We start from the raw sequence: 18,074 nt of genomic DNA, 5'->3' as shown, positions 1-18,074 counted from the left end.
CGCCGTGTGGATATATGGTTGCCCGCGCAGCCCTGGGCCGGTAACCCTGCGCAAACAGCCCGAATCGAGCCTGAATGCCGCCTGCGGAACAACTGCTCAACGCGCCCGAATTCACCGTCTCCGAGCTCTCGCTGTCCCTGAAACGGACGGTCGAGGACGCCTATGGCCATGTCCGGGTCCGCGGCGAGATCTCCGGCTTTCGCGGCGCCCATTCCTCCGGGCACTGCTATTTCGCGCTCAAGGACGACAGCGCCAAGATCGAGGCAGTGATCTGGAAGGGTGTGCACAGCCGGATGCGCTTCAAGCCCCAGGAAGGGCTCGAGGTCATCGCCACCGGCAAGCTCACCACCTATCCGGGGTCCTCGAAGTACCAGATCGTGATCGAGGCGCTGGAGCCGGCCGGCATCGGCGCGCTGATGGCGCTGATGGAGGAGCGCAAGAAAAAACTCGCCGCCGAGGGCCTGTTCGACGAAGCGCGCAAGCAGCTTTTGCCCTGGCTGCCCGAGGTGATCGGCGTCGTGACCTCGCCGACCGGCGCCGTCATCCGCGATATCCTGCACCGGCTCGAGGACCGCTTCCCCCGTCGCGTGCTGGTATGGCCGGTGCGCGTGCAGGGCGAAGGCTCGGCCGAGCAGATCGCGGCCGCGATCCGCGGCTTCAATGCGCTGCCCGAGGGCGGGAAAATCCCGCGGCCCGATGTGCTGATCGTGGCGCGCGGCGGCGGCTCGCTGGAGGATCTCTGGTCGTTCAACGAGGAGATCGTGGTGCGTGCCGCGGCCGAGAGCATGATCCCGCTGATCTCGGCGGTCGGGCACGAGACCGACATCACGCTGATCGATTTTGCCGCCGACAAGCGCGCGCCGACACCGACGGCGGCGGCGGAGATGGCCGTGCCGGTGCGCAGCGATCTCTTCGTCGAGGTCGCCGACCTCGCCCGCCGCACCCGCGCCTGCTGGCAACGCGGCCAGGAAAGCCGCCGCAACGAGCTGCGCGCCGCCGCACGCGCGCTGCCGGCCGCAGGCGATCTCCTCGCCATTCCGCGGCAGCGGCTGGACTCTGCCGGTGCTGCCTTGCCGCGCGGGCTCAAGGCCAATACCCATGCGCATTTCCGCCGCTTCGCCGCGAGCAGCGCGCGGCTGACGCTGCGCGTGCTGCACGGCCAGATCGCGCAGGCCGATCATCGGCTCACCGTCTGCGGCGAGCGGCTCGGCCTGTCCGCGCGTTCGCTGCTGCGGCAGCGGCGCGACCGTTTCGGCGGGCTCGAGGTGCGGCTGCGCGCCTCGCGCCTGTCCAACGCGCAGGCGCAGCGCAATGCGATCGCGCGGCAATGCGAACGCACGCAGCGGCTTGCCGAGCGCGCCGGCCGCGCGCTGGCGACGCTGCTGCAGCGGCTCGATGCCCGCGTCGAACACAGCGGCAAGCTGCTCTCCGCCTTGTCCTATCGCAGCGTGCTCGCGCGCGGCTTTGCCCTGGTGCGCGACGAGGCCGGCCATCCCCTGCACTCGGCTGGCGCAGTCGGGCCGAATGCACGGCTCGAGATCGAGTTTGGGGATGGACGCGTGGGCGCGACAGCGGATGCCGATCGCCCCGCCCCGGCCGCAAACCCGGCGCCAGCAGCACAGCCGAAGCCGGCGTCGCGTGAGTCAAAGCCGGCGCAGAAGCGCGTGGCCAAGCCGGTGGATCAGGGCAGCTTGTTCTGAGTGCGGCGCACTCTGTCATTCCCCGCGAAAGCGGGGAATCCAGTACCCCGCAGCTTCTCAATGAACTACGGACGTCTCGGAATACTGGATCGCCCGATCAAGTCGGGCGATGACAGCGAGTGGGACGCGCATACCACAAACTCCCTGTCGTCCCGGCGAAGGCCGGGACAGCGTTGAGGACAGTGTTTTGCGGTCTCTCAACGCCGTCATTGCGAGGAGCGCAGCGACGAAGCAATCCAGAGTCTCTCTGCGGAGGGATTCTGGATTGCTTCGCTGCGCTCGCAATGACGGAAGGCGGGGCAGCGACCGGGCGTCGCCTCAGCGGCAGGACAATCCCGCGTCGATCGTGGTCCAGAAGCCGCAATGTTCCGGTGCGAGTTGCGGCGCGCCGGCGCGGGCTTCGAAGAGGAAGATCGCGATGCTGAAGACGACCAGTGCCGAGGAAAAGAGCAGGACGCGGTGGCGCATGGGATCTGCGTTTAATCGACTTCATGGTCGAACTATGGCGTCACCGTTTGCGCTGAAACAGGCCTTGGTTCCATCCGTAGATTCCCGGTCGGCCATCATGTTCCGTGCAGGGCGGTGGCCGATGCGGGGCCGCCCGCCTCACATTGTTCCTCGGGTGGCCCCGCTTCGCCGGAAAGGGCAGGAACGCGTAGCCCGCATGAGCGTAGCGATATGCAGGATCGTGCCGCATATTGAGGTCCCGGGTGTCGCTTCGCTCATCCGGGCTACGAAAGGCGCTCACCGCGCCAACCACTCCGCGACTTCCTTCTGCGCTTCCGCGCGCGCTTCGGTGTCGGTGCCGAGATGACCGCGGTCGGGCGTGGTGGCGTCGGTGCTGCCGGCGAGGGCGTGCACCGGCAGGTTGGCGCGGTCGAAATCGTGATAGGCGCCGGGATAGACCACGATGCGCGCGAGCGCGCTGCGGCCATGCGCGCCGTCGACCATCTGACGGCAGGCCGGCGGCGACGACACGTCGTCATTGCCGCCGATCAGGACCAGCGTCGGCACTCTGGTACTCCAGCCGAGGCCCGCCGAAATCCGACAATCCGGATAGAAGGCGACGGCGGCGCGAAAATCGGGCCCGGCGTCGCGCGCCGCATTCTGCGGGCGCACCGCCCAGAGCAACGCGCTGGCGCCGTTCGCCCAGCCGATCAGGCTGACGCGATTATGCGCCACCCAGGTCTGCTTCATCAGCCAGGCACGCGATGCCACGATGTCGGCGACGCGCTCGCGCCGCGCCTTGACGTGCCCTTCCTTGACCCGGCATTGCGCCCCGACCTCGCGCGAGCCGTAGCTGTCGGGCAGCAGCACCGCGTTACCTGTCTTGAGCAATTGCAGGGCCCAGTCGCGATAGCGTGGCAGCACTGGATCGGAATGGCCGCCGAGCCCGTCGCAGCCATGCAGCGCAATCACGGTCGGAAATGGTCCCGCACCGTCGGGCTTGTAAAGCTGCGCATGCAGGATCCCGCTCGAAACGGGAATATCAACCTGTTGCGGCACGGGCGCCGGCGCCGCATGGGCGGCGGGCAGCACAAGCGCCAGGAACAGCGCGATTGACGGAAGGCGCATCAGACTTTGCCGTGAGTAAGTGGGGCCAGCGATCCTTCGCGTGAGCACTATCATGCGGGAACGGCGGCAAAACATCACAAACCGGTGGGTTTAACGGGCGGACAAGGCACCCTATTTGTGCTAATCGGACTCATCACATTCGCCCACAATGGGCCTTCCACGGAGACTTTCGACCAGTGCTGAACAAGTTCGGTCCCTCGGGCCATGGCGAGGCGCAGGTGCAATATCTCGACGGCGACTTCCGCGTGATCTCGCCGGGGACCTATGTGCGCTGCGCCGTAACCGACACGCGGATCCCGCTCGACGAGTTGAAATATTGGAGCGTGGACCTGCAGGAGGCCTACGCCACTCCCGCCGCGGTGCTGCAGCGGCATTTTCCCGGCGCGCTGAAGCCGCAGCCGTAAGGATCGCGCCTGGTGCCTATTGCTCCGCGCCATCGGTGCCAACACAGGTTTTGACGAAAGTCTTGCGGGGCTCACCAACGATCTTCTGATCGATCGCCTGCTTCAGGCAGTCGAGCCGCGCCTGGGCCATGCAGAGCTGCATCTGGTCCCGCTTGTCCTGTCCCTTCAGGTTTTGCGTCGAGCTGAGACACGTCACGCGCTTGGTCGCGGGAACCGGCACCGTAGCGCTCGGGGAAGTCGGCGCGGCTGCAGGCGGCGAGGCCGTCTGCGCAAGGGCGGACGCAACAATCAGACACACAAGGGCGCCGACAACGGTCGCGGACGGCAGTTTCATCGAACTCTCCTGATCGAATTTAACTCGATAGGAGCTGCGCGATGAATGTCGGGTGAATACCAGGTGCCGTAGGGCGACCGCCAATTCCGTGTCTGACCTTCCGAAAAAGGTGTAAGGTGTTCTGGGGTCACGGTTCCGGCGCAGCGACTTGTCGGCGTTCACCGGTGCAGGAGGCGAGCATGACCCTCGTATGGCTTGGTGTGCTCCTTGTTTTCGGCGGCGTGCTCCAGATGGCGTCTCAGCCGATCTGGCATGGCCGATTAAGTAGCACGAGGCGGCTTCCCGGGCGCGACACGCTGGAACCTACAAGACCGGGTAGCGACTTCGGCATTAAAGCGAATTGGCCTGGACTTGTGATGGTCGCGCTTGGCGGCGCCTTCTTGCTGGCCGGAGCTGTCATCTGAGTCATCTAGGAGTTTCTATTCGACGTTTACCGGGTGAGCGACAGCATAACCTCTGGCTTCCCGACGAGAACGGTGTGATGCGCGAAGCCTTTCAGGTTGTGCCCCCGACATAGACATCAGCCGGCCCGCCTCAATCCAGAGCTCGCACCATCAGCCAAGGCAAAAATGGCAAAGCGCCTTCAACGACCGCCATTGATCCGAGCGGAATAGCATCCAGGAGACGCCACGGTCCGGAGCTCCCGACCTGTTTGCCGGGTGAGCACGTCCCGCTCCTGCTTGCATCGGTGTCCTGGTCCATGCCAGATCGCCCTCTTGAGCTGCTGCTACTGCCGTTTGCGGCGAATTCCTTTGTCCAGCCTAATCGCTTCCCTGCTCTTCCGCCGCGCCGGCCTCATCGACTGCGGCGTCGGCAAGTCTTGGCAGACTGAGGCCTCAATCCTTCTTCCTGCACAGTTTCTCTAAAATTGTCTCGTTCGCGTTGGGGCGAGCTTAAGTCGTCCTGCATCAACCTGCGTCCGGGAAAAAGTAGCAAGCCTCCCAGGGAGAAGACATGGAGCGCCGGAGACTCTGCAGCCGTTCATTCAATGCACCATTGTGCCGGCCATGGGGTAATGCTCATAGGCACGAACGGACGGCCGGCCTGTTTCGGCAATTCGCTCGAGACCAGTCGGGCAGCTATGTCATCATTTCAGCACTGCTGATGCCGGTCCTGGTCGGCACAGCAGGGCTCGGCACTGAAGTGGGATGGTGGTACTACAAACACAAAAATATGCAGAGCGCGGCTGACTCTGGCGCCGTAAGCGCTGCAACAGCGGCAAGTGCAGGCACCGATCTTTTGTCCGAAGCCAATGCGGTTACGGCAAACTACGGTTATACGAACGCGGTGAACAACGTCACGGTTACGGTGAATCAACCGCCGAAAACAGGCAATTTCACATCGAACCCGCAGGCGGTCGAAGTCATCGTGAGTCAACCGCAACCGCGGCTGCTGTCAGCTTTGTTCGGCTCGGATCCCGTACTCATCACCGCGCGCGCGGTCGCCCTGCCCAATTCCGGGACGGGCTGCGTACTTGCACTGAACGCGAGCGCGAGTCCCGCCGTCAACGTCAGCGGCGGCAACCAGCTCAACCTGATCAAGTGCAACCTCTATAGCAACTCGAGCGCGAGCCCGTCGCTCAACGTTGCCGGCAGTGCGTCGGTCTCCGCCAATCAGGTCGGAGTGGTTGGCGACGTCTCCGGCGCGAGCAGCATCACGGCGACCAACGGCATTAAAACGCACATACTGGCGGTCGCTGACCCCTATGCGAACGTCTCTCCTCCATCGGAGCCGAGTTGCGATAACAAGAAGTACACGATCAACGCCAATGGAAAGACAAACTCCCTTGATCCCGGCTGTTACAGCGGCAGCATCACCGTCAATGCTGGTGCGACATTAAATCTGAACCCCGGAAACCTTAATCCCGCGATCTACTATCTCGACGGCGCGAACTTGAGCGTGGCAGGCAATGCCACGATCACAGGTAACAACGTGACCCTTGTCTTTACAGGTTCGGGAAGCAACTGGGGCACCGCTTCAATCGGCAGCAACGCGACCATCAATTTGACGGCACCGACTACCGGCTCCACGAAAGGCATCGTCATGTATGGCGACCGCAATATGCCGGCCGGGACTGCTTTTAATCTCACCGGTGGCAGCACCCAGAACTTCGGCGGTGCCATCTACCTGCCAAAGGCCAACCTGAGCTTCAGTGGCGGTAACGGCACCAGCACGTCCTGCACCAAGATCATCGCGGATACGCTGACGTTCAGTGGCACCTCGAATCTTCAGGTCAATTGTACCGCGCTCGGCACCGCGACGATCGGCTCGCAAACCGCGCAACTCATCGAATGAGGTTAGCCCCAATGCAAACCCAGAAGTCCTCATCCCAGAGCCGCAGCCGATTGCTTGAGTCTCTAGCGGGGCACTTGCACGCTGCCGTCAGCGACAGACGTGGGGTTGCGGCCGTCGAATTCGGCATTATGATCCCGTTGCTGTCTCTGATGGTCGTTTCAGTGACCGATATCGGGCTCGCACTCTATCGCAAGATGCAGGTTGAAGATGCCGCACAAGCGGGAGCGCAATACGCAATCGCGCGCGGCTTTGATACGAATGGCATTTCCAGCGCCGTAACAAACGCCACGAATTCCACAGCCATCACTGCTTCACCCGGGCCGGTCAAATTTTGCGGATGCCCAACGAGTACGGGAGTTAGCGCTGTCAGTTGCGGTGCGGTTTGCACCGGCGGCGCGCAGGCCGGAACATATGCGACGGTTTCGGCGCAAGCGACGTACTATACGCTCATCAACTACCAGATCGTGGCGGCGACATACTCTTACAGCGCCCAGTCCACCGCGAGGCTGCAGTGAAACTCACGGCGTTATGGCAAGACATTCGGGGAGCGTCCGCGCTGGAATTTGCCCTGACCGCTCCGGTGTTTTTCCTGTTCATATTTGGGATCATCGAATTCGGACTGCTGTTTTGGACCCAGCTCGGGCTTCAACATGGAACTGAGATGGCTGCGCGTTGCGCAACCGTCAACAGCACGCTCTGCCCAAGCGGCAGCGCCATAACGAATTATGCTGCCCAGCAGGCGTTCGGCCTCACGCTCCCAGCGGAGACATTCACCTATTCCAGCTCAACATGCGGCAACCAGGTAAGCGCGAGTTATTCGTTTCAATTCCCGCAAATTCTCAATCTGTCCCCAGTGATGCTGACTGCCCGGGCATGCTTTCCGAGTTGAGCTCGTGGACAGGCCGCTTGCCCACCCGACGCGATCATCGCCTGCCGCCGCACTTCGTCTTGCGCCAAGAGCAGTCTGCTCACATTGTCGGATTCGCAGGTTCCGTTTTTGCGAAGAGCACGAACTGCCGAGTTGCCATGTGGAATGATCCGTTTGCGGACGCCTCGTCGCTTCATCCTTCCGTCTAATGGCGATCCTGCCGAACCTGAGCGAGACTAAAAGAGTCAGGGGGGCGAGGGAGCACCCCAATGACTGCAATGTCACCTACCGATCGGCCCGCGGAGCGGGCCTCCGAAGCGATCCGTTGGAGCCAACTGATTGTCGGCATCATCTGCATGGTGATGATCGCCAATCTCCAATACGGCTGGACGCTGTTCACAATTCCCATCAGTCAAAAGCAAGGCTGGAACCTGGCCTCGATCCAGGTGGCATTCACGCTTTTTGTGCTGTTTGAAACCTGGCTCGTGCCAGCCGAGGGCTACCTCGTCGATCGTTTCGGGCCGCGGATTGTGGTGTTTGCAGGCGGGTGCCTTACCGGACTCGCCTGGGTTCTCAACTCCGCCGCAGATTCGCTTGCTATGTTGTACATCGCTCAGATCATCGGCGGCCTGGGCGCGGGCGCCGTTTACGGCACCTGCATCGGCAACGCACTCAAATGGTTTCCCGACCGCCGCGGCCTCGCGGCCGGGCTGACGGCCGCAGGCTTCGGCATTGGTTCAGCTCTCACGATCATTCCCATTCAAAAGATGATTTCCACACATGGGTACGAGGCCACGTTCTTCACCTTCGGTATCGGTCAGGGCTTGATCGTGGTGGTGCTGTCGTTGTTGCTGTTCGCACCGCGTCATGGACAGACTCCGGAGGTCTCGACCAGCGGGCTCGTCCAGCAAAGTCGCATTCAATACGAACCGCTGCAGGTGCTCAGAGAGCCGACGTTCTGGGTCATGTATGCGATGTTTGTGCTGATGGCGGCGGGCGGGCTGATGGCAACGGCGCAGCTCAAGCCCATCGCCAAGGACTTCCATCTCGACACCGTGCCGGTCACGCTCATTGGCATCACTCTGCCCGCGTTGACATTTGCATTGACGATCGATCGCGTTCTCAACGGATTGACGCGACCGTTCTTTGGCTGGGTTTCCGATTTCCTCGGGCGGGAAAACACCATGTTCATCGCCTTCCTGCTGGAGGGCGCTGGCATTTGGGCTCTGTACGTTTATGGGCAGAACCCCCTGGGGTTCGTGCTTCTAAGCGGGGTCGTGTTCTTCGCCTGGGGAGAGATCTACAGCCTCTTCCCAGCCACCTGCACCGATTGCTTCGGCGCCGCCTACGCCACCACGAATGCGGGCTTGCTCTACACCGCGAAAGGAACGGCCTCGTTGCTGGTGCCGCTCGCCAACGTGTTGGTGATGGAGACTGGAGGCTGGAGAAGCGCCTTTATCATCGCCGCGCTCTTCAATGTCGTTGCCGCCCTGATGGCCATCTTCGTGCTCAAACCAATGCGGCAGGATCTGGTGGCGCGCCGGCGCGAAGAGCCCGCGTGGGCCGCTGGACCGCAGCCGGAGCACCATCCGCATGCATCACATCAATCCGGTTGATGCGGTATGTTCTTCTGACTTGCGGAATGTGAGGACACAGGCTTCCGCCTTCGCTCTTTGAGCTGCCGGCGGACAAGTCGCCCTGCCCAGCTTGCGCGATCATCGCGCGCTGAATCGTCGCTCGCGCGCCTTGTAGAGATGGTCGCTGATCAAGCGGGGGAGCGCCGCCGCGTCGCCGAACTCGAGCTTGACCGCGAACGGCACGATGCCATCAGGCACGCCCTCGCTGCCGCGTAGGCGTGAAAAATCCTTTTCGGTGGTCACGAGCGTGAGCTGCTCGCGTCTGGCGTCCGCCACCAGTGCGGCGATCTCGGCTTGCGAGAACATGTGATGATCGGCGAAGGGACGCGTCCGCGCGACATCGATGCCGCTGGCCCGCAGCGTGCGGAAGAAGCGTTCGGGATCGCCGATGCCGGCGAAGGCCAAGACCTGCTTGCCGAAGAGCCGCGCAATTGAGGCGGCGTCCGGCTTCAGGCGGGCGCGCAGCACCGGCCTCTCGCGCGCGGCGATCTCCGCCGCGACACCCTCGGCGGCATGGCCGTCGCCGATCAGCACCAGCGCGTCGGTGCGCGCAAGCTGGCCCTTCAGCGGCGCGCGAAGGGGACCGGCGGGAAACACCTTGCCGTTGCCGAGACCCCGCTCACTGTCGATCACGACCAGCGAGACATCCTTCATGAGGCGCGGGTTCTGGAAGCCGTCGTCCATCAGGATGACGGTCGCGCCTTTCGATTTGGCGAGCGCCACGCCGTCGAGGCGGTCGCGCGCGACCGCAACCGGCACGTCGCGCACCATCATCAGAGGCTCGTCGCCGACATCGGCCGCAGTGTGCCGCTCGCGATCGACCATCACCGGACCCTTCAGGCGCCCGCCATAGCCGCGGCTGAGCACCACCGGCGTTTCGCCGAGCTCGCGCAAGACGTTCGTCAGCGCCAGCACGGTCGGCGTCTTGCCGGCGCCGCCGACATGATAGTTGCCGACGCAGATCACGGGGATGCCGGCGTCAAAACCCTTGCGTGCCATGCGTCGCGCCGCGATCGCGCCATAGAGCGTGCCCAACGGCTGGAGGAGATGCGACTTCGCGGAACGTGGCCGGTACCAGAAGGCCGGCTCACGCATTGGCGGCTCCCATCTCGATCCGCAATTGCATCAGATACGGCTCGAGCGCGATCATGGTGCGATCGAGCGCACCGCCGAGCCGCTCGACCACGCCCGCGCCAGCGCGCTGCATCTTGTCGCGCACGGCGGGATCAGCCAGCAATTGGCCGAGTTGCTTCACCAGCGCTTCCTGCGTCTCCGCCTGCCGTGCCGCGCCGCTTCCGTCGAGCGCCTCATAGACGTCGGTGAAGTTGAAGACGTGCGGACCATGAACGATCGCCGCACCGAGCTTGATCGCCTCGATCGGATTTTGCCCGCCATGTCGGATCAGCGATCCGCCCATGAACACGATGCTCGAGAGGCGGTAGAACAGGCCAAGCTCGCCCATGGTGTCGGCGACGTAGATGTCGGTTGTGGCGCTCGGCAGCTCCTCGTGCGAGCGCAGGGCCGGGGTCAAGCGCGAGGCCGTGACCAGGCCCGCAATCGATTCGCCGCGGTCCGGATGGCGCGGCACGATCACGGTCAGGAGCTGCGGGAAGAAGCCAGCGAGGCTGCGATGCGCCGCCACCAGCATCTCATCCTCGCCCGGATGGGTCGAAGCCGCGACGATGATCGGACGGCCCCGCGTCATTGCCATCAGACGCTCGAGCTTGACGAAGTCGGCGGGCGGCGCCGGCACATCGAGCTTCAGATTGCCCGTGGTGACGACGTCACGGCCGCCGAGCGCAGAAAAGCGCTCGGCATCGGTCTTCGATTGCGCGAGACAGATGTCGAAGCGCGACAAGAGCGCCGAGATGGTGCCGTGCATCCGCCGCCAGCGCGGGAAGGAGCGGTGTGACATCCGCCCGTTGATCAGCACCATCGGCAGCCGGCGCGCCGCGCTCGCCAGGATCAGGTTCGGCCACAAGTCGGATTCGATGAACAGCGCCAGCGACGGCTTCCAGTGATCGAGGAAGCGCGCGACATAGCGCGGGGAATCATACGGCACGTATTGATGGATGACGTCGGGCGGAAAGCGCTTTGCCACCACGGCGGCGGAGGTCACGGTGCCCGAGGTGAGCAGGATGCGCAGATTGAAATCGCGTAAGCGCTCGATCAGCGCGGCCGCGGCCAAGACCTCGCCGACGCTCGCGCCATGGATCCAGACCAGCGGCCCGTGCGGCCGCACATCCTGGGACAGGCCGCGCCGCTCGCCGACGCGCGCGGGGTCTTCCTTGCCCTGCTTCAGCCGCCGCTTGATCAATGCAGGCGCGAGCGGCACCAGGCCGCTGGCGAGGCGTTGATACATCCGCAGCGTCATCGGCAGCGAATTAGGCATCTTCGGGTCCCGGCCGGCCGAGTTGCGCATAGGCGCGACGGGTCGCTTCGTTCAACGTGTCTTCCAGCTCCTGCCGCAGCGCTTCCATGGTGGCCGCGTCGGCATCCGGTGGAACGTGGATCTCCTTGATGCCGACCAATGCGCCGCGTCCGAACGGCAAATTGATGGTGGTGCGGTCCCAGTTCTTCAGCCGGATGAAGCGACTGGTCGCCATCGCGAAAGGCATGATCGGCCGCCCCGATTCCCGTGCCAGCATGATGATGCCGAGCCCGGCCACGCGCGAGCGCTTCGGGACATCGGCGGTGAGAGCGACATTACAACCGTCCTGGAGCGTTCGCACCATCTCCTTGAAGGCGCCGACCCCACCTTTGCGGTGGAAAGCTCCGCCATGATCGCCGGAACCGCGGATGGTGCCGATCCCGAGCCGCTCGGCGGCAATCGCGTTGAACTCGCCGTCGCGGTGGCGCGAGATCAGCACCCTGGCCTTGTACCAGTCCTTGTTCTTGATGAAGGGGGTGAGGAAATGCTGGCCATGCCAGAAGGCGAAGATCGCCGGGATCTGCGGCTCGACGCGCTCATAGACATCAGCCGGATCGAACGTGAACTTGTTGGTCCGCCAGACCAGCCGCAGATATTCGGCCGCCAGGATCCCGACGGCACGCTGAAACAAGCTGCTTCGCAGCGTATTGCGAAGCAGTCTCTTCAACGTGCCGGCTTCGGTTCTTGACCCGGGTCGAGCAGCCGGTGGAGATGGACGATGAAGTAGCGCATCTGCGCGTTGTCGACCGTCATCTGCGCCTTGGCCTTCCAGGCGGTGTAGGCGGTCGCATAATTCGGATACAGGCCGACGATATCGACGTCGTCCAGGTTCTTGAAGGTGTTGTGCTCGAGGTCGACGAGCTCGCCGCCGATGACGAGATGAAGCAGTTGTTGCTGCGGGGCGTTATCTGGCATGGGTTCTCTTCCTAACAGGCTGCCCGGCAAACATTGTTCGACAGCACAGCGGACGCGCTCAGGGCAAGGGGCGGTTTCGAAAATGCGCGACAATGCTCGCATGACGATCGCGGCCCGCTGCCACCAGCACTCCGTGCGCCACTTCCCGGCGGTTATAGAGGATGGGTTCTCCGGAGAGGTCGCTCATCCTACCATCCGCTTCCTGCACGATCAAATCCGCCGCCGCAAGATCCCAATCATGACTATTGCCCCCCGCAAAAGCCGCATCCAGCGCGCCGTGGGCGACCCGGCAAAGCCGAAGCGCGAGCGAACCGATTCGCGGATGCAGCTTGATCTCGCCCGGCGACGGCTTGAGCCGCTCGACCAGGGGCTTCGGACCGGCCACGCGGGAGAAGTCGAGCTCGGCCCCCGGCGTGGTCCGCACCGGCACGTCATTGAGGGTCGTGCCCTGCCCGCGCGCGGCGAAAAAGAACTCGCCGCTCGTCGGCGCGAACACCGCGGCGAGGACGGGTGAGGCATTCTCGACCAGCGCGACGCTGACGCACCAGTCGTCATGGCCGCCCAGATAGTTGCGCGTGCCGTCGATGGGATCGACGACCCAGACCAGGCGCCGCGCGAGCCGCGCCGCGTCGTCGGCGCTCTCCTCCGACAGCCAGCCATAATCGGGCGTCGCTGCACGCAAGCGCGCCTCCAGGAGATCGTTGACGGCGATGTCGGCCTCGGAGACCGGCGAGGACACGCCCTTGATCCACTTCTTCAGCTCGGTGCGGAACATCGACTGCGCAAGCGCGCCTGCTTCCCGCACCGTGTCTTTCAGCAGCGCCGCGTCGCGTACGAGGATGGTCTCGTCCAGGGAGTTCGCGTCAGCGTCCGCCAAGCGTCAAACCTTCGATGCGCACCGTCGGCGCATTGATGCCGTAGCGGAAATCGAGATCGCTTGCGGGCTGCATCGTCCTGAATATCTCGAACAGATGGCCGGCGATCGTGACCTCGCTCACCGGATAGGTGATCTCGCCGTTCTCGATCCAGAAGCCGGAGGCGCCGCGGCTGTAGTCGCCGGTGACGCCGTTGACGCCGGAACCGATCAGGTCGGTGACGTAGAAGCCTTGGCTGATGTCGGAGATCAGTTCGGCCGGCGTCGGCGTGCCTGCCTCAAGGTGCAGGTTGTACGGCCCCGGCGATGGCGAGGACGACACGCCGCGATGGGCGTGGCCGGTGGTGGTGAGCCCCAGCTCGCGCGCGGTCGCGCAATCCAGCAGCCAGGTCGTCAGCACGCCCTCGTCGACCAGCGCCTGCCGCTTCACGGCGACGCCTTCCGCATCGAAGGTCTGCGAGCGCAGGCCGCGCTTGCGCAGGGGATCGTCGATGATGCGGATGTTCCTGGCGAAGAGCTGCTGGCCGAGCTTGTCCTTCAGGAAGCTCGTCTTGCGCGCGATCGAGGCGCCGTTGATGGCGCCGACGAGATGGCCGACCAGCGAGCCCGACACGCGCGGATCAAACACGACCGGCACCTTGCAGGTCTCGACCTTGCGCGGATTGGAGCGCTTGACCGTGCGCTCGCCGGCGGAACGGCCGACGTATTCGGGCGACAGCAGATCGGCGGCATGCGGCGCCGAAGTGAAATCATAGTCGCGCTCCATGCCGGTGCCTTCGCCGGAGATCGCGGTCGCGGAGATGCCCTGGCTCGAGCGCAGGTAAGAGCCGTGGAAGCCGGTGCTGGTGACGAGCACCATGCCGCCGATGCCGGCGGAAGCCGATGCGCCGCCGGACTTGGTCACGCCCTTCACAGCGAGCGCCGCGGCCTCGGCTTCGAGCGCGCGGCGCTCGAGTTCGGCAGTCGCCGGCACATTGGAATCGAGCAGGTCGAGATCGGGGAAGTCGCGCGCGAGCAGCGCGGGATCGGCGAGCCCGACATATTTGTCCACCGGCGCAACGCGCGCCATCGCCACCGCACGCTCGGCGAGCTTGGCGACGGCATCACCGCTGACATCGTTGGTCGACACCACCGCCTGGCGCTGGCCGACCAGCACGCGCAAGCCCACATCGTCACCTTCGGAACGCTCGGATTCCTCGACGCGGCCGTCGCGTACCTCGACGCCCTGCGAGATGCCGCGCACCGCGACGGCATCTGCAGCATCCGCACCGGCCCGCTTCGCCGCATCCACCAGCCGCTGCGCGAGATCCGACAGTTGAGACTGGTCGAACAGGTCGCGGCCGGACTTGGACGAATCCTTGGACGAAAGCGTCGAGCTTGCGGATGGTGAAGAGTTCACGAAGGAAATCCTGTTGGGGGCGGGCCGAGGGGCCGAACCCACCAGATGTGCCCGATTGGAACGGACTTCAAGCACTTTCAGTCTGCCAAAAGCTCAGATTCGCGGCATCCGGGCAACGTCTCGTCAATCATGCGCGCCAAGGTCTTGTCAATCATGCGCGGCAGTGACGGGGGATTAACCAGCCTTTTTAAGCGGTTTCGGAAGCTTCCCGCGCTAAGGTCTTCGCATCGACCGGGAACATAATCCCGGCGGGGAGACTAAAGCCGTGAGGCGTCAAACAGTAACATGCGGGGTCGCTCCCGCCGGGTCGAGCCGCGCATTGCGGCTCGACCCTCTTTCTCTTCCCGTCCGCTTCGACGCGCACGATCCGCGCGCCGACGGTCACACCCGGCAGATCGAGCTTCATCGCGAACGTGTCGTGCTGCGCCGTGCGATCCGCGGCATGCAGATGGCGGTCAACGTCCGCGTCAGTGATTTTGCCGGCATTGCGCTGCGCGGCGACGACGAGGCGAAGACCCTCGTCCTGGTCCACCGCGATCCCTCGCTGTCCGTTCCGCTGCTCGTCAGCACCGATGGTGACGAGATCACGGAGGCCTGGGCGAGGTGGAGCGAGATCTTCGCGCTGCCGCAGCTCGACGAAGGCACGCGCAAGTCCGCGCCGCGGCGCCGCCGCCGCAATGCGATCCGCGCCCGCCGTCCCAAATTCCTGATGCGCCGCCGCGCCGGCATCGCACGCGAGCTTTCGGTTCATCGCGGCGAGCGCGAGATCATCGCGCGGAATTGAGAGAGGTTCCGTAGGATGGGTTAGCGAAGCGTAACCCACCAGCTTCTATCCGCGCGGAAAAACAAAGAAGTGGGTTACGCCTTCGGCGATCCCCCTACAAGCGCTACGCCGCCCGCATCACCGCGTCGGCCAGCAATCCCGCGAACAACAGAAGACCTGCATCGCGGTTCGATTTGAACAGGCGCAGGCACAGCGCGGGATCGTTGATCCTGAGCCGCGCGATCTGCCAGACCATATGCAGGGCGAAGGCCAACAGCCCGAGCCAGGCCGGCCAGCGCGCATCGCCCGATGCGAGCGCGACGCCGATCAGCATCACCGCGAGCCCATAGAACATGATCAGCGCCTGATGCGTGTGCGCACCGAACAGGCGCGCGGTGGACTTGATGCCGATCAGCGCGTCGTCCTCGGTGTCCTGATGCGCATAAATGGTGTCGTAACCGATCACCCAGGCGATCGCGCCGGCATAGAGCACGAGCGCGGTTACATCGATGCGGGCGAAGGTGACGGCAAATCCCATCAGCGCGCCCCAGGAAAAGGCGAGGCCGAGCACGATCTGCGGCCACCAGGTGATGCGCTTCATGAAGGGATAGATCGCAACGATCACGAGCGAGGCGATCCCGGTCATGATCGCAAAGCGGTTGAACTGCAGCAGCACGATGAGGCCGATCAGGGCCTGCGCGACCAGAAAGGCAAATGCCTGCGTCACGCTCACCTGACCCGAGGGCAGCGGCCGCGAGCGCGTGCGCTCGACCCTGGCATCGAGGTCACGGTCGGTGATGTCGTTCCAGGTGCAGCCGGCACCGCGCATCACGAAGGCGCCGATGAAGAACAGGACGATGGTGAGCGGCAGGCGGCTGACATCGTGTGCCATGCCGGCGGCGAGCGCCGCCGACCACCAGCACGGCATCAACAGAAGCCAGGAACCGATCGGACGATCGAAGCGCGACAGCCGCAAATAGGGCCGCGCCCATTGCGGCGCGAGCGTATCGACCCAGTTGCCGGTAGAATCGGCAACGCGGGCGGATGCGCTAGTGCCCAGTTTTCGAAGTTCGTATTCCATCGCAATACATTCCGGTACGAACTTCGAAAACTATAACAGGGCACTATCTGGAAATCATAGCTCACGTGCCGCTTATCGATTTGAAGTTCCTGTGAGGAGTTCGCGACAAGCACTGTAGGAACTTCAAATCGGCGGCACGTGGCCTCATCGGGTCAGGACGTTGCCGTTGAGCGTATCGAAGGTGCTGCCTCCCTTCTTGCCGGCATTGGCCTCCGGTACCGAAGCCGACGAACCGAGCACCTCGCTCAGCGATGGGCCGGCTGGCCCGCGCTGCTGCATTTGCTGCGCCACGTTGCAGACCTTCTTCTGCATGGCTTCGGTATTCTTGTGCCCGGCCTTCATCTGATCGCCGATCTGCGGCGGGATTCCGCATTTGGCCGCGTGGCTGTCGATGTACTTGATCATCTTGGATTCGGCCTGGCTGAAGGCCCCGATCAGCTTGCAGGCCTCGTCCGGCGGGGCGTGACGATCGCTCGCGGCCTTGATCAGCTTGCCGCGCTTCTCCGCCTCCTCACGCAGGGGAATGAACGCCTTCATGCATTCCTCACCGGGACCGCTTTGCGTCGGCGGCGCCGCGCTGAACGCGCCTGCACCGCCGAGGGGCGCCGCACCGTTCACGGGGAAAGATGATTGCGGCGGCGCGCCCACCGAGGCGACCGGAGCCGAGCCGTTGACCGGCGGAAAGGCGGGATCGCTGGCGGCTTGGTTGGGCAGCGGCGCCGGGAACGCGCCTTGCGCATGAGCTCCTGCGGCGCCCATGGTCACCATGGCGACAGTGATCGGAACCATCAAACGACGGATCATCAAGGCACTCTCTCCGGCGGGAGCTACGGGGTTCGGCGCCTTCCCAATTGAAGCGCAACCAGCGTGTTCGCGCTTTTACGATTCCCGCCACCGCTTAACAACCCGTCGAATTGGGCAAGAGCGCGGCGCTGGGACGCACCGATGGGGCAATAATTACCCCCGAAACTGCTGCTTTCGGTTAAGAACGGCGTCAAAACGGACCCCAAAGCAATGCCTTCTCACGATTTTCGCGCCCCTCGCCTGTTCGTCGACGCCCCGCTTGCCCAGGACGGCAGGGTCGCGCTCGACCGCGACCAGAGCAACTATCTCGGCAATGTATTGAGACTCGGCGCCGGTGCCTCGATCCTCGCGTTCAACGGGCGCGACGGCGAGTGGCAGGCCGCGATCGAGGGCCGGAAGCGCCCGGACAGTCTGGTGATCCTACAGCCGACCCGCCCCCAGGACACCCTGCCCGACCTCGCCTATGTCTTCGCGCCGCTGAAGCACGCCCGGCTCGATTACATGGTCCAGAAGGCCGTGGAGATGGGCGCCGCCACCCTGCAGCCGGTCCTGACCCGGTTCACCCAGACGTCCCGCGTCAACAGCGAACGCATGCGCGCAAATGTGATCGAGGCGGCCGAGCAATGCGGCATCCTGAGCCTCGCCGCGGTGGCCGAACCTGTGCCGCTGGAGCGCTTCCTCAGCCAGCGCCCAACCGACCGCCTGCTGGTGTTCTGTGACGAGGCGACCGAGGTCGAGAACCCGATTCGCAGCCTGCAGAGCGCGCACGAGGCGGGGCACGGCATCGACGTGCTGATCGGCCCCGAGGGCGGTTTTGCCGAGGAGGAGCGGGCCCTGCTGCTGCGGCAATCCAAAATTCTGCGGCTGGCGCTTGGCCCCCGGATCCTGCGCGCCGACACGGCCGCGGTCGCGGCCATGGCGCTGGTCCAGGCGGTGCTGGGCGATTGGGGCGGCCGGGCCGGCTAGTCGCCACATTGGCCGACCGTTAAGCGAT

Annotated in this window: 20 protein-coding genes; 9 read left to right on the top strand and 11 right to left on the bottom strand. The window is 64.3% G+C overall.

The annotated features are described in order from the left end of the window. Positions 1-74 precede the first annotated feature (74 nt). Positions 75-1,700, top strand: a complete 1,626-nt coding sequence (gene xseA, locus MTX21_RS31080; RefSeq protein WP_280968415.1) for an exodeoxyribonuclease VII large subunit — start codon at positions 75-77, stop codon at positions 1,698-1,700. A 318-nt stretch (positions 1,701-2,018) separates the two neighbouring features. On the opposite strand, the gene MTX21_RS31075 is transcribed toward xseA, so the two are convergent. Beyond that, complete coding sequence (locus MTX21_RS31075; protein WP_279375094.1) at positions 2,019-2,168, bottom strand: hypothetical protein; 150 nt, start codon at positions 2,166-2,168, stop codon at positions 2,019-2,021. 276 nt (positions 2,169-2,444) lie between these two features. Then, positions 2,445-3,275 (bottom strand): dienelactone hydrolase family protein, encoded by an 831-nt coding sequence (locus MTX21_RS31070; RefSeq protein WP_280968414.1) that lies wholly within the window; start codon positions 3,273-3,275, stop codon positions 2,445-2,447. 176 nt (positions 3,276-3,451) lie between these two features. Here MTX21_RS31070 and MTX21_RS31065 point away from each other — a divergent pair, with 176 nt between their 5' ends. Further along, complete coding sequence (locus MTX21_RS31065; protein WP_027551939.1) at positions 3,452-3,679, top strand: DUF2093 domain-containing protein; 228 nt, start codon at positions 3,452-3,454, stop codon at positions 3,677-3,679. 16 nt (positions 3,680-3,695) lie between these two features. On the opposite strand, the gene MTX21_RS31060 is transcribed toward MTX21_RS31065, so the two are convergent. Then, a complete protein-coding gene (locus MTX21_RS31060) occupies positions 3,696-4,013 on the bottom strand; it encodes a hypothetical protein (RefSeq protein WP_280968413.1) in 318 nt (105 codons plus the stop codon). 179 nt (positions 4,014-4,192) lie between these two features. Between MTX21_RS31060 and MTX21_RS31055 the strand changes: the two genes are divergently transcribed. The 5 genes from MTX21_RS31055 (at position 4,193) to oxlT (ending at position 8,792) form a co-directional block, all read left to right on the top strand. After that, positions 4,193-4,417 carry a hypothetical protein gene (locus MTX21_RS31055; RefSeq protein ID WP_280968412.1) on the top strand — a complete coding sequence of 75 codons (225 nt, stop codon included), beginning with the start codon at positions 4,193-4,195 and terminating at the stop codon, positions 4,415-4,417. Positions 4,418-4,967: 550 nt separating this feature from the next. Next, positions 4,968-6,308 (top strand): pilus assembly protein TadG-related protein, encoded by a 1,341-nt coding sequence (locus MTX21_RS31050; protein ID WP_280968411.1) that lies wholly within the window; start codon positions 4,968-4,970, stop codon positions 6,306-6,308. An 11-nt stretch (positions 6,309-6,319) separates the two neighbouring features. Beyond that, positions 6,320-6,823 (top strand): TadE/TadG family type IV pilus assembly protein, encoded by a 504-nt coding sequence (locus tag MTX21_RS31045; RefSeq protein ID WP_280968410.1) that lies wholly within the window; start codon positions 6,320-6,322, stop codon positions 6,821-6,823. Beyond that, positions 6,820-7,197: a TadE/TadG family type IV pilus assembly protein gene (locus tag MTX21_RS31040; RefSeq protein WP_280968409.1), complete on the top strand. Its 378-nt coding sequence runs from the start codon at positions 6,820-6,822 to the stop codon at positions 7,195-7,197. Before MTX21_RS31045 ends, MTX21_RS31040 begins: the two co-directional genes overlap by 4 nt. Before the next feature lie 257 nt (positions 7,198-7,454). Continuing rightward, entirely contained in the window at positions 7,455-8,792 is a 1,338-nt protein-coding gene (gene oxlT / locus MTX21_RS31035; RefSeq protein WP_280970842.1) for an oxalate/formate MFS antiporter, read from the top strand. 99 nt (positions 8,793-8,891) lie between these two features. Here oxlT and lpxK read toward each other — a convergent pair whose 3' ends face one another. The 6 genes from lpxK to MTX21_RS31005 are packed head-to-tail and all read right to left on the bottom strand — an operon-like array spanning position 8,892 to position 14,432. After that, positions 8,892-9,908: a tetraacyldisaccharide 4'-kinase gene (gene lpxK / locus MTX21_RS31030; RefSeq protein WP_280968408.1), complete on the bottom strand. Its 1,017-nt coding sequence runs from the start codon at positions 9,906-9,908 to the stop codon at positions 8,892-8,894. Beyond that, on the bottom strand, positions 9,901-11,235 hold the full coding sequence (locus tag MTX21_RS31025) for a 3-deoxy-D-manno-octulosonic acid transferase (RefSeq protein WP_280968407.1): 1,335 nt from the start codon (positions 11,233-11,235) through the stop codon (positions 9,901-9,903). The genes lpxK and MTX21_RS31025 overlap by 8 nt, the downstream gene beginning before the upstream one ends. Continuing rightward, a complete protein-coding gene (locus tag MTX21_RS31020; RefSeq protein WP_280968406.1) occupies positions 11,198-11,911 on the bottom strand; it encodes a lysophospholipid acyltransferase family protein in 714 nt (237 codons plus the stop codon). Before MTX21_RS31020 ends, MTX21_RS31025 begins: the two co-directional genes overlap by 38 nt. Next, positions 11,908-12,159, bottom strand: coding sequence for a DUF4170 domain-containing protein (locus tag MTX21_RS31015; RefSeq protein WP_280968405.1), 252 nt, complete (start codon positions 12,157-12,159; stop codon positions 11,908-11,910). The genes MTX21_RS31020 and MTX21_RS31015 overlap by 4 nt, the downstream gene beginning before the upstream one ends. A 58-nt stretch (positions 12,160-12,217) precedes the next feature. Then, positions 12,218-13,036, bottom strand: a complete 819-nt coding sequence (locus MTX21_RS31010) for a 3'(2'),5'-bisphosphate nucleotidase CysQ (RefSeq protein ID WP_280968404.1) — start codon at positions 13,034-13,036, stop codon at positions 12,218-12,220. Continuing rightward, a complete protein-coding gene (locus MTX21_RS31005; RefSeq protein ID WP_280968403.1) occupies positions 13,023-14,432 on the bottom strand; it encodes a metallopeptidase TldD-related protein in 1,410 nt (469 codons plus the stop codon). The genes MTX21_RS31010 and MTX21_RS31005 overlap by 14 nt, the downstream gene beginning before the upstream one ends. Positions 14,433-14,697: 265 nt before the next feature. On the opposite strand from MTX21_RS31005, the gene MTX21_RS31000 reads away from it, so the two are divergent. Continuing rightward, positions 14,698-15,216, top strand: coding sequence for a DUF6101 family protein (locus MTX21_RS31000; RefSeq protein ID WP_280968402.1), 519 nt, complete (start codon positions 14,698-14,700; stop codon positions 15,214-15,216). Between the two features lie 103 nt (positions 15,217-15,319). Here the strand turns inward: MTX21_RS31000 and ubiA are convergent, their stop codons facing one another. Together ubiA and MTX21_RS30990 are read right to left on the bottom strand one after the other, a co-directional pair. Beyond that, positions 15,320-16,276 carry a 4-hydroxybenzoate octaprenyltransferase gene (gene ubiA / locus MTX21_RS30995; protein WP_280968401.1) on the bottom strand — a complete coding sequence of 319 codons (957 nt, stop codon included), beginning with the start codon at positions 16,274-16,276 and terminating at the stop codon, positions 15,320-15,322. Positions 16,277-16,420: 144 nt separating this feature from the next. Next, a complete protein-coding gene (locus MTX21_RS30990) occupies positions 16,421-17,080 on the bottom strand; it encodes a hypothetical protein (RefSeq protein WP_280968400.1) in 660 nt (219 codons plus the stop codon). 210 nt (positions 17,081-17,290) lie between these two features. Here MTX21_RS30990 and MTX21_RS30985 point away from each other — a divergent pair, with 210 nt between their 5' ends. Beyond that, on the top strand, positions 17,291-18,046 hold the full coding sequence (locus MTX21_RS30985) for a 16S rRNA (uracil(1498)-N(3))-methyltransferase (RefSeq protein WP_280968399.1): 756 nt from the start codon (positions 17,291-17,293) through the stop codon (positions 18,044-18,046). Positions 18,047-18,074 lie beyond the last annotated feature (28 nt).

It is taken from the genome of Bradyrhizobium sp. ISRA430 (assembly GCF_029909975.1).
In the GTDB taxonomy this organism is placed as follows: Bacteria; Pseudomonadota; Alphaproteobacteria; order Rhizobiales; family Xanthobacteraceae; genus Bradyrhizobium.
Note: the sequence above shows the minus strand (reverse complement) of the source record. Positions and strands in the feature narration are given on the sequence as shown.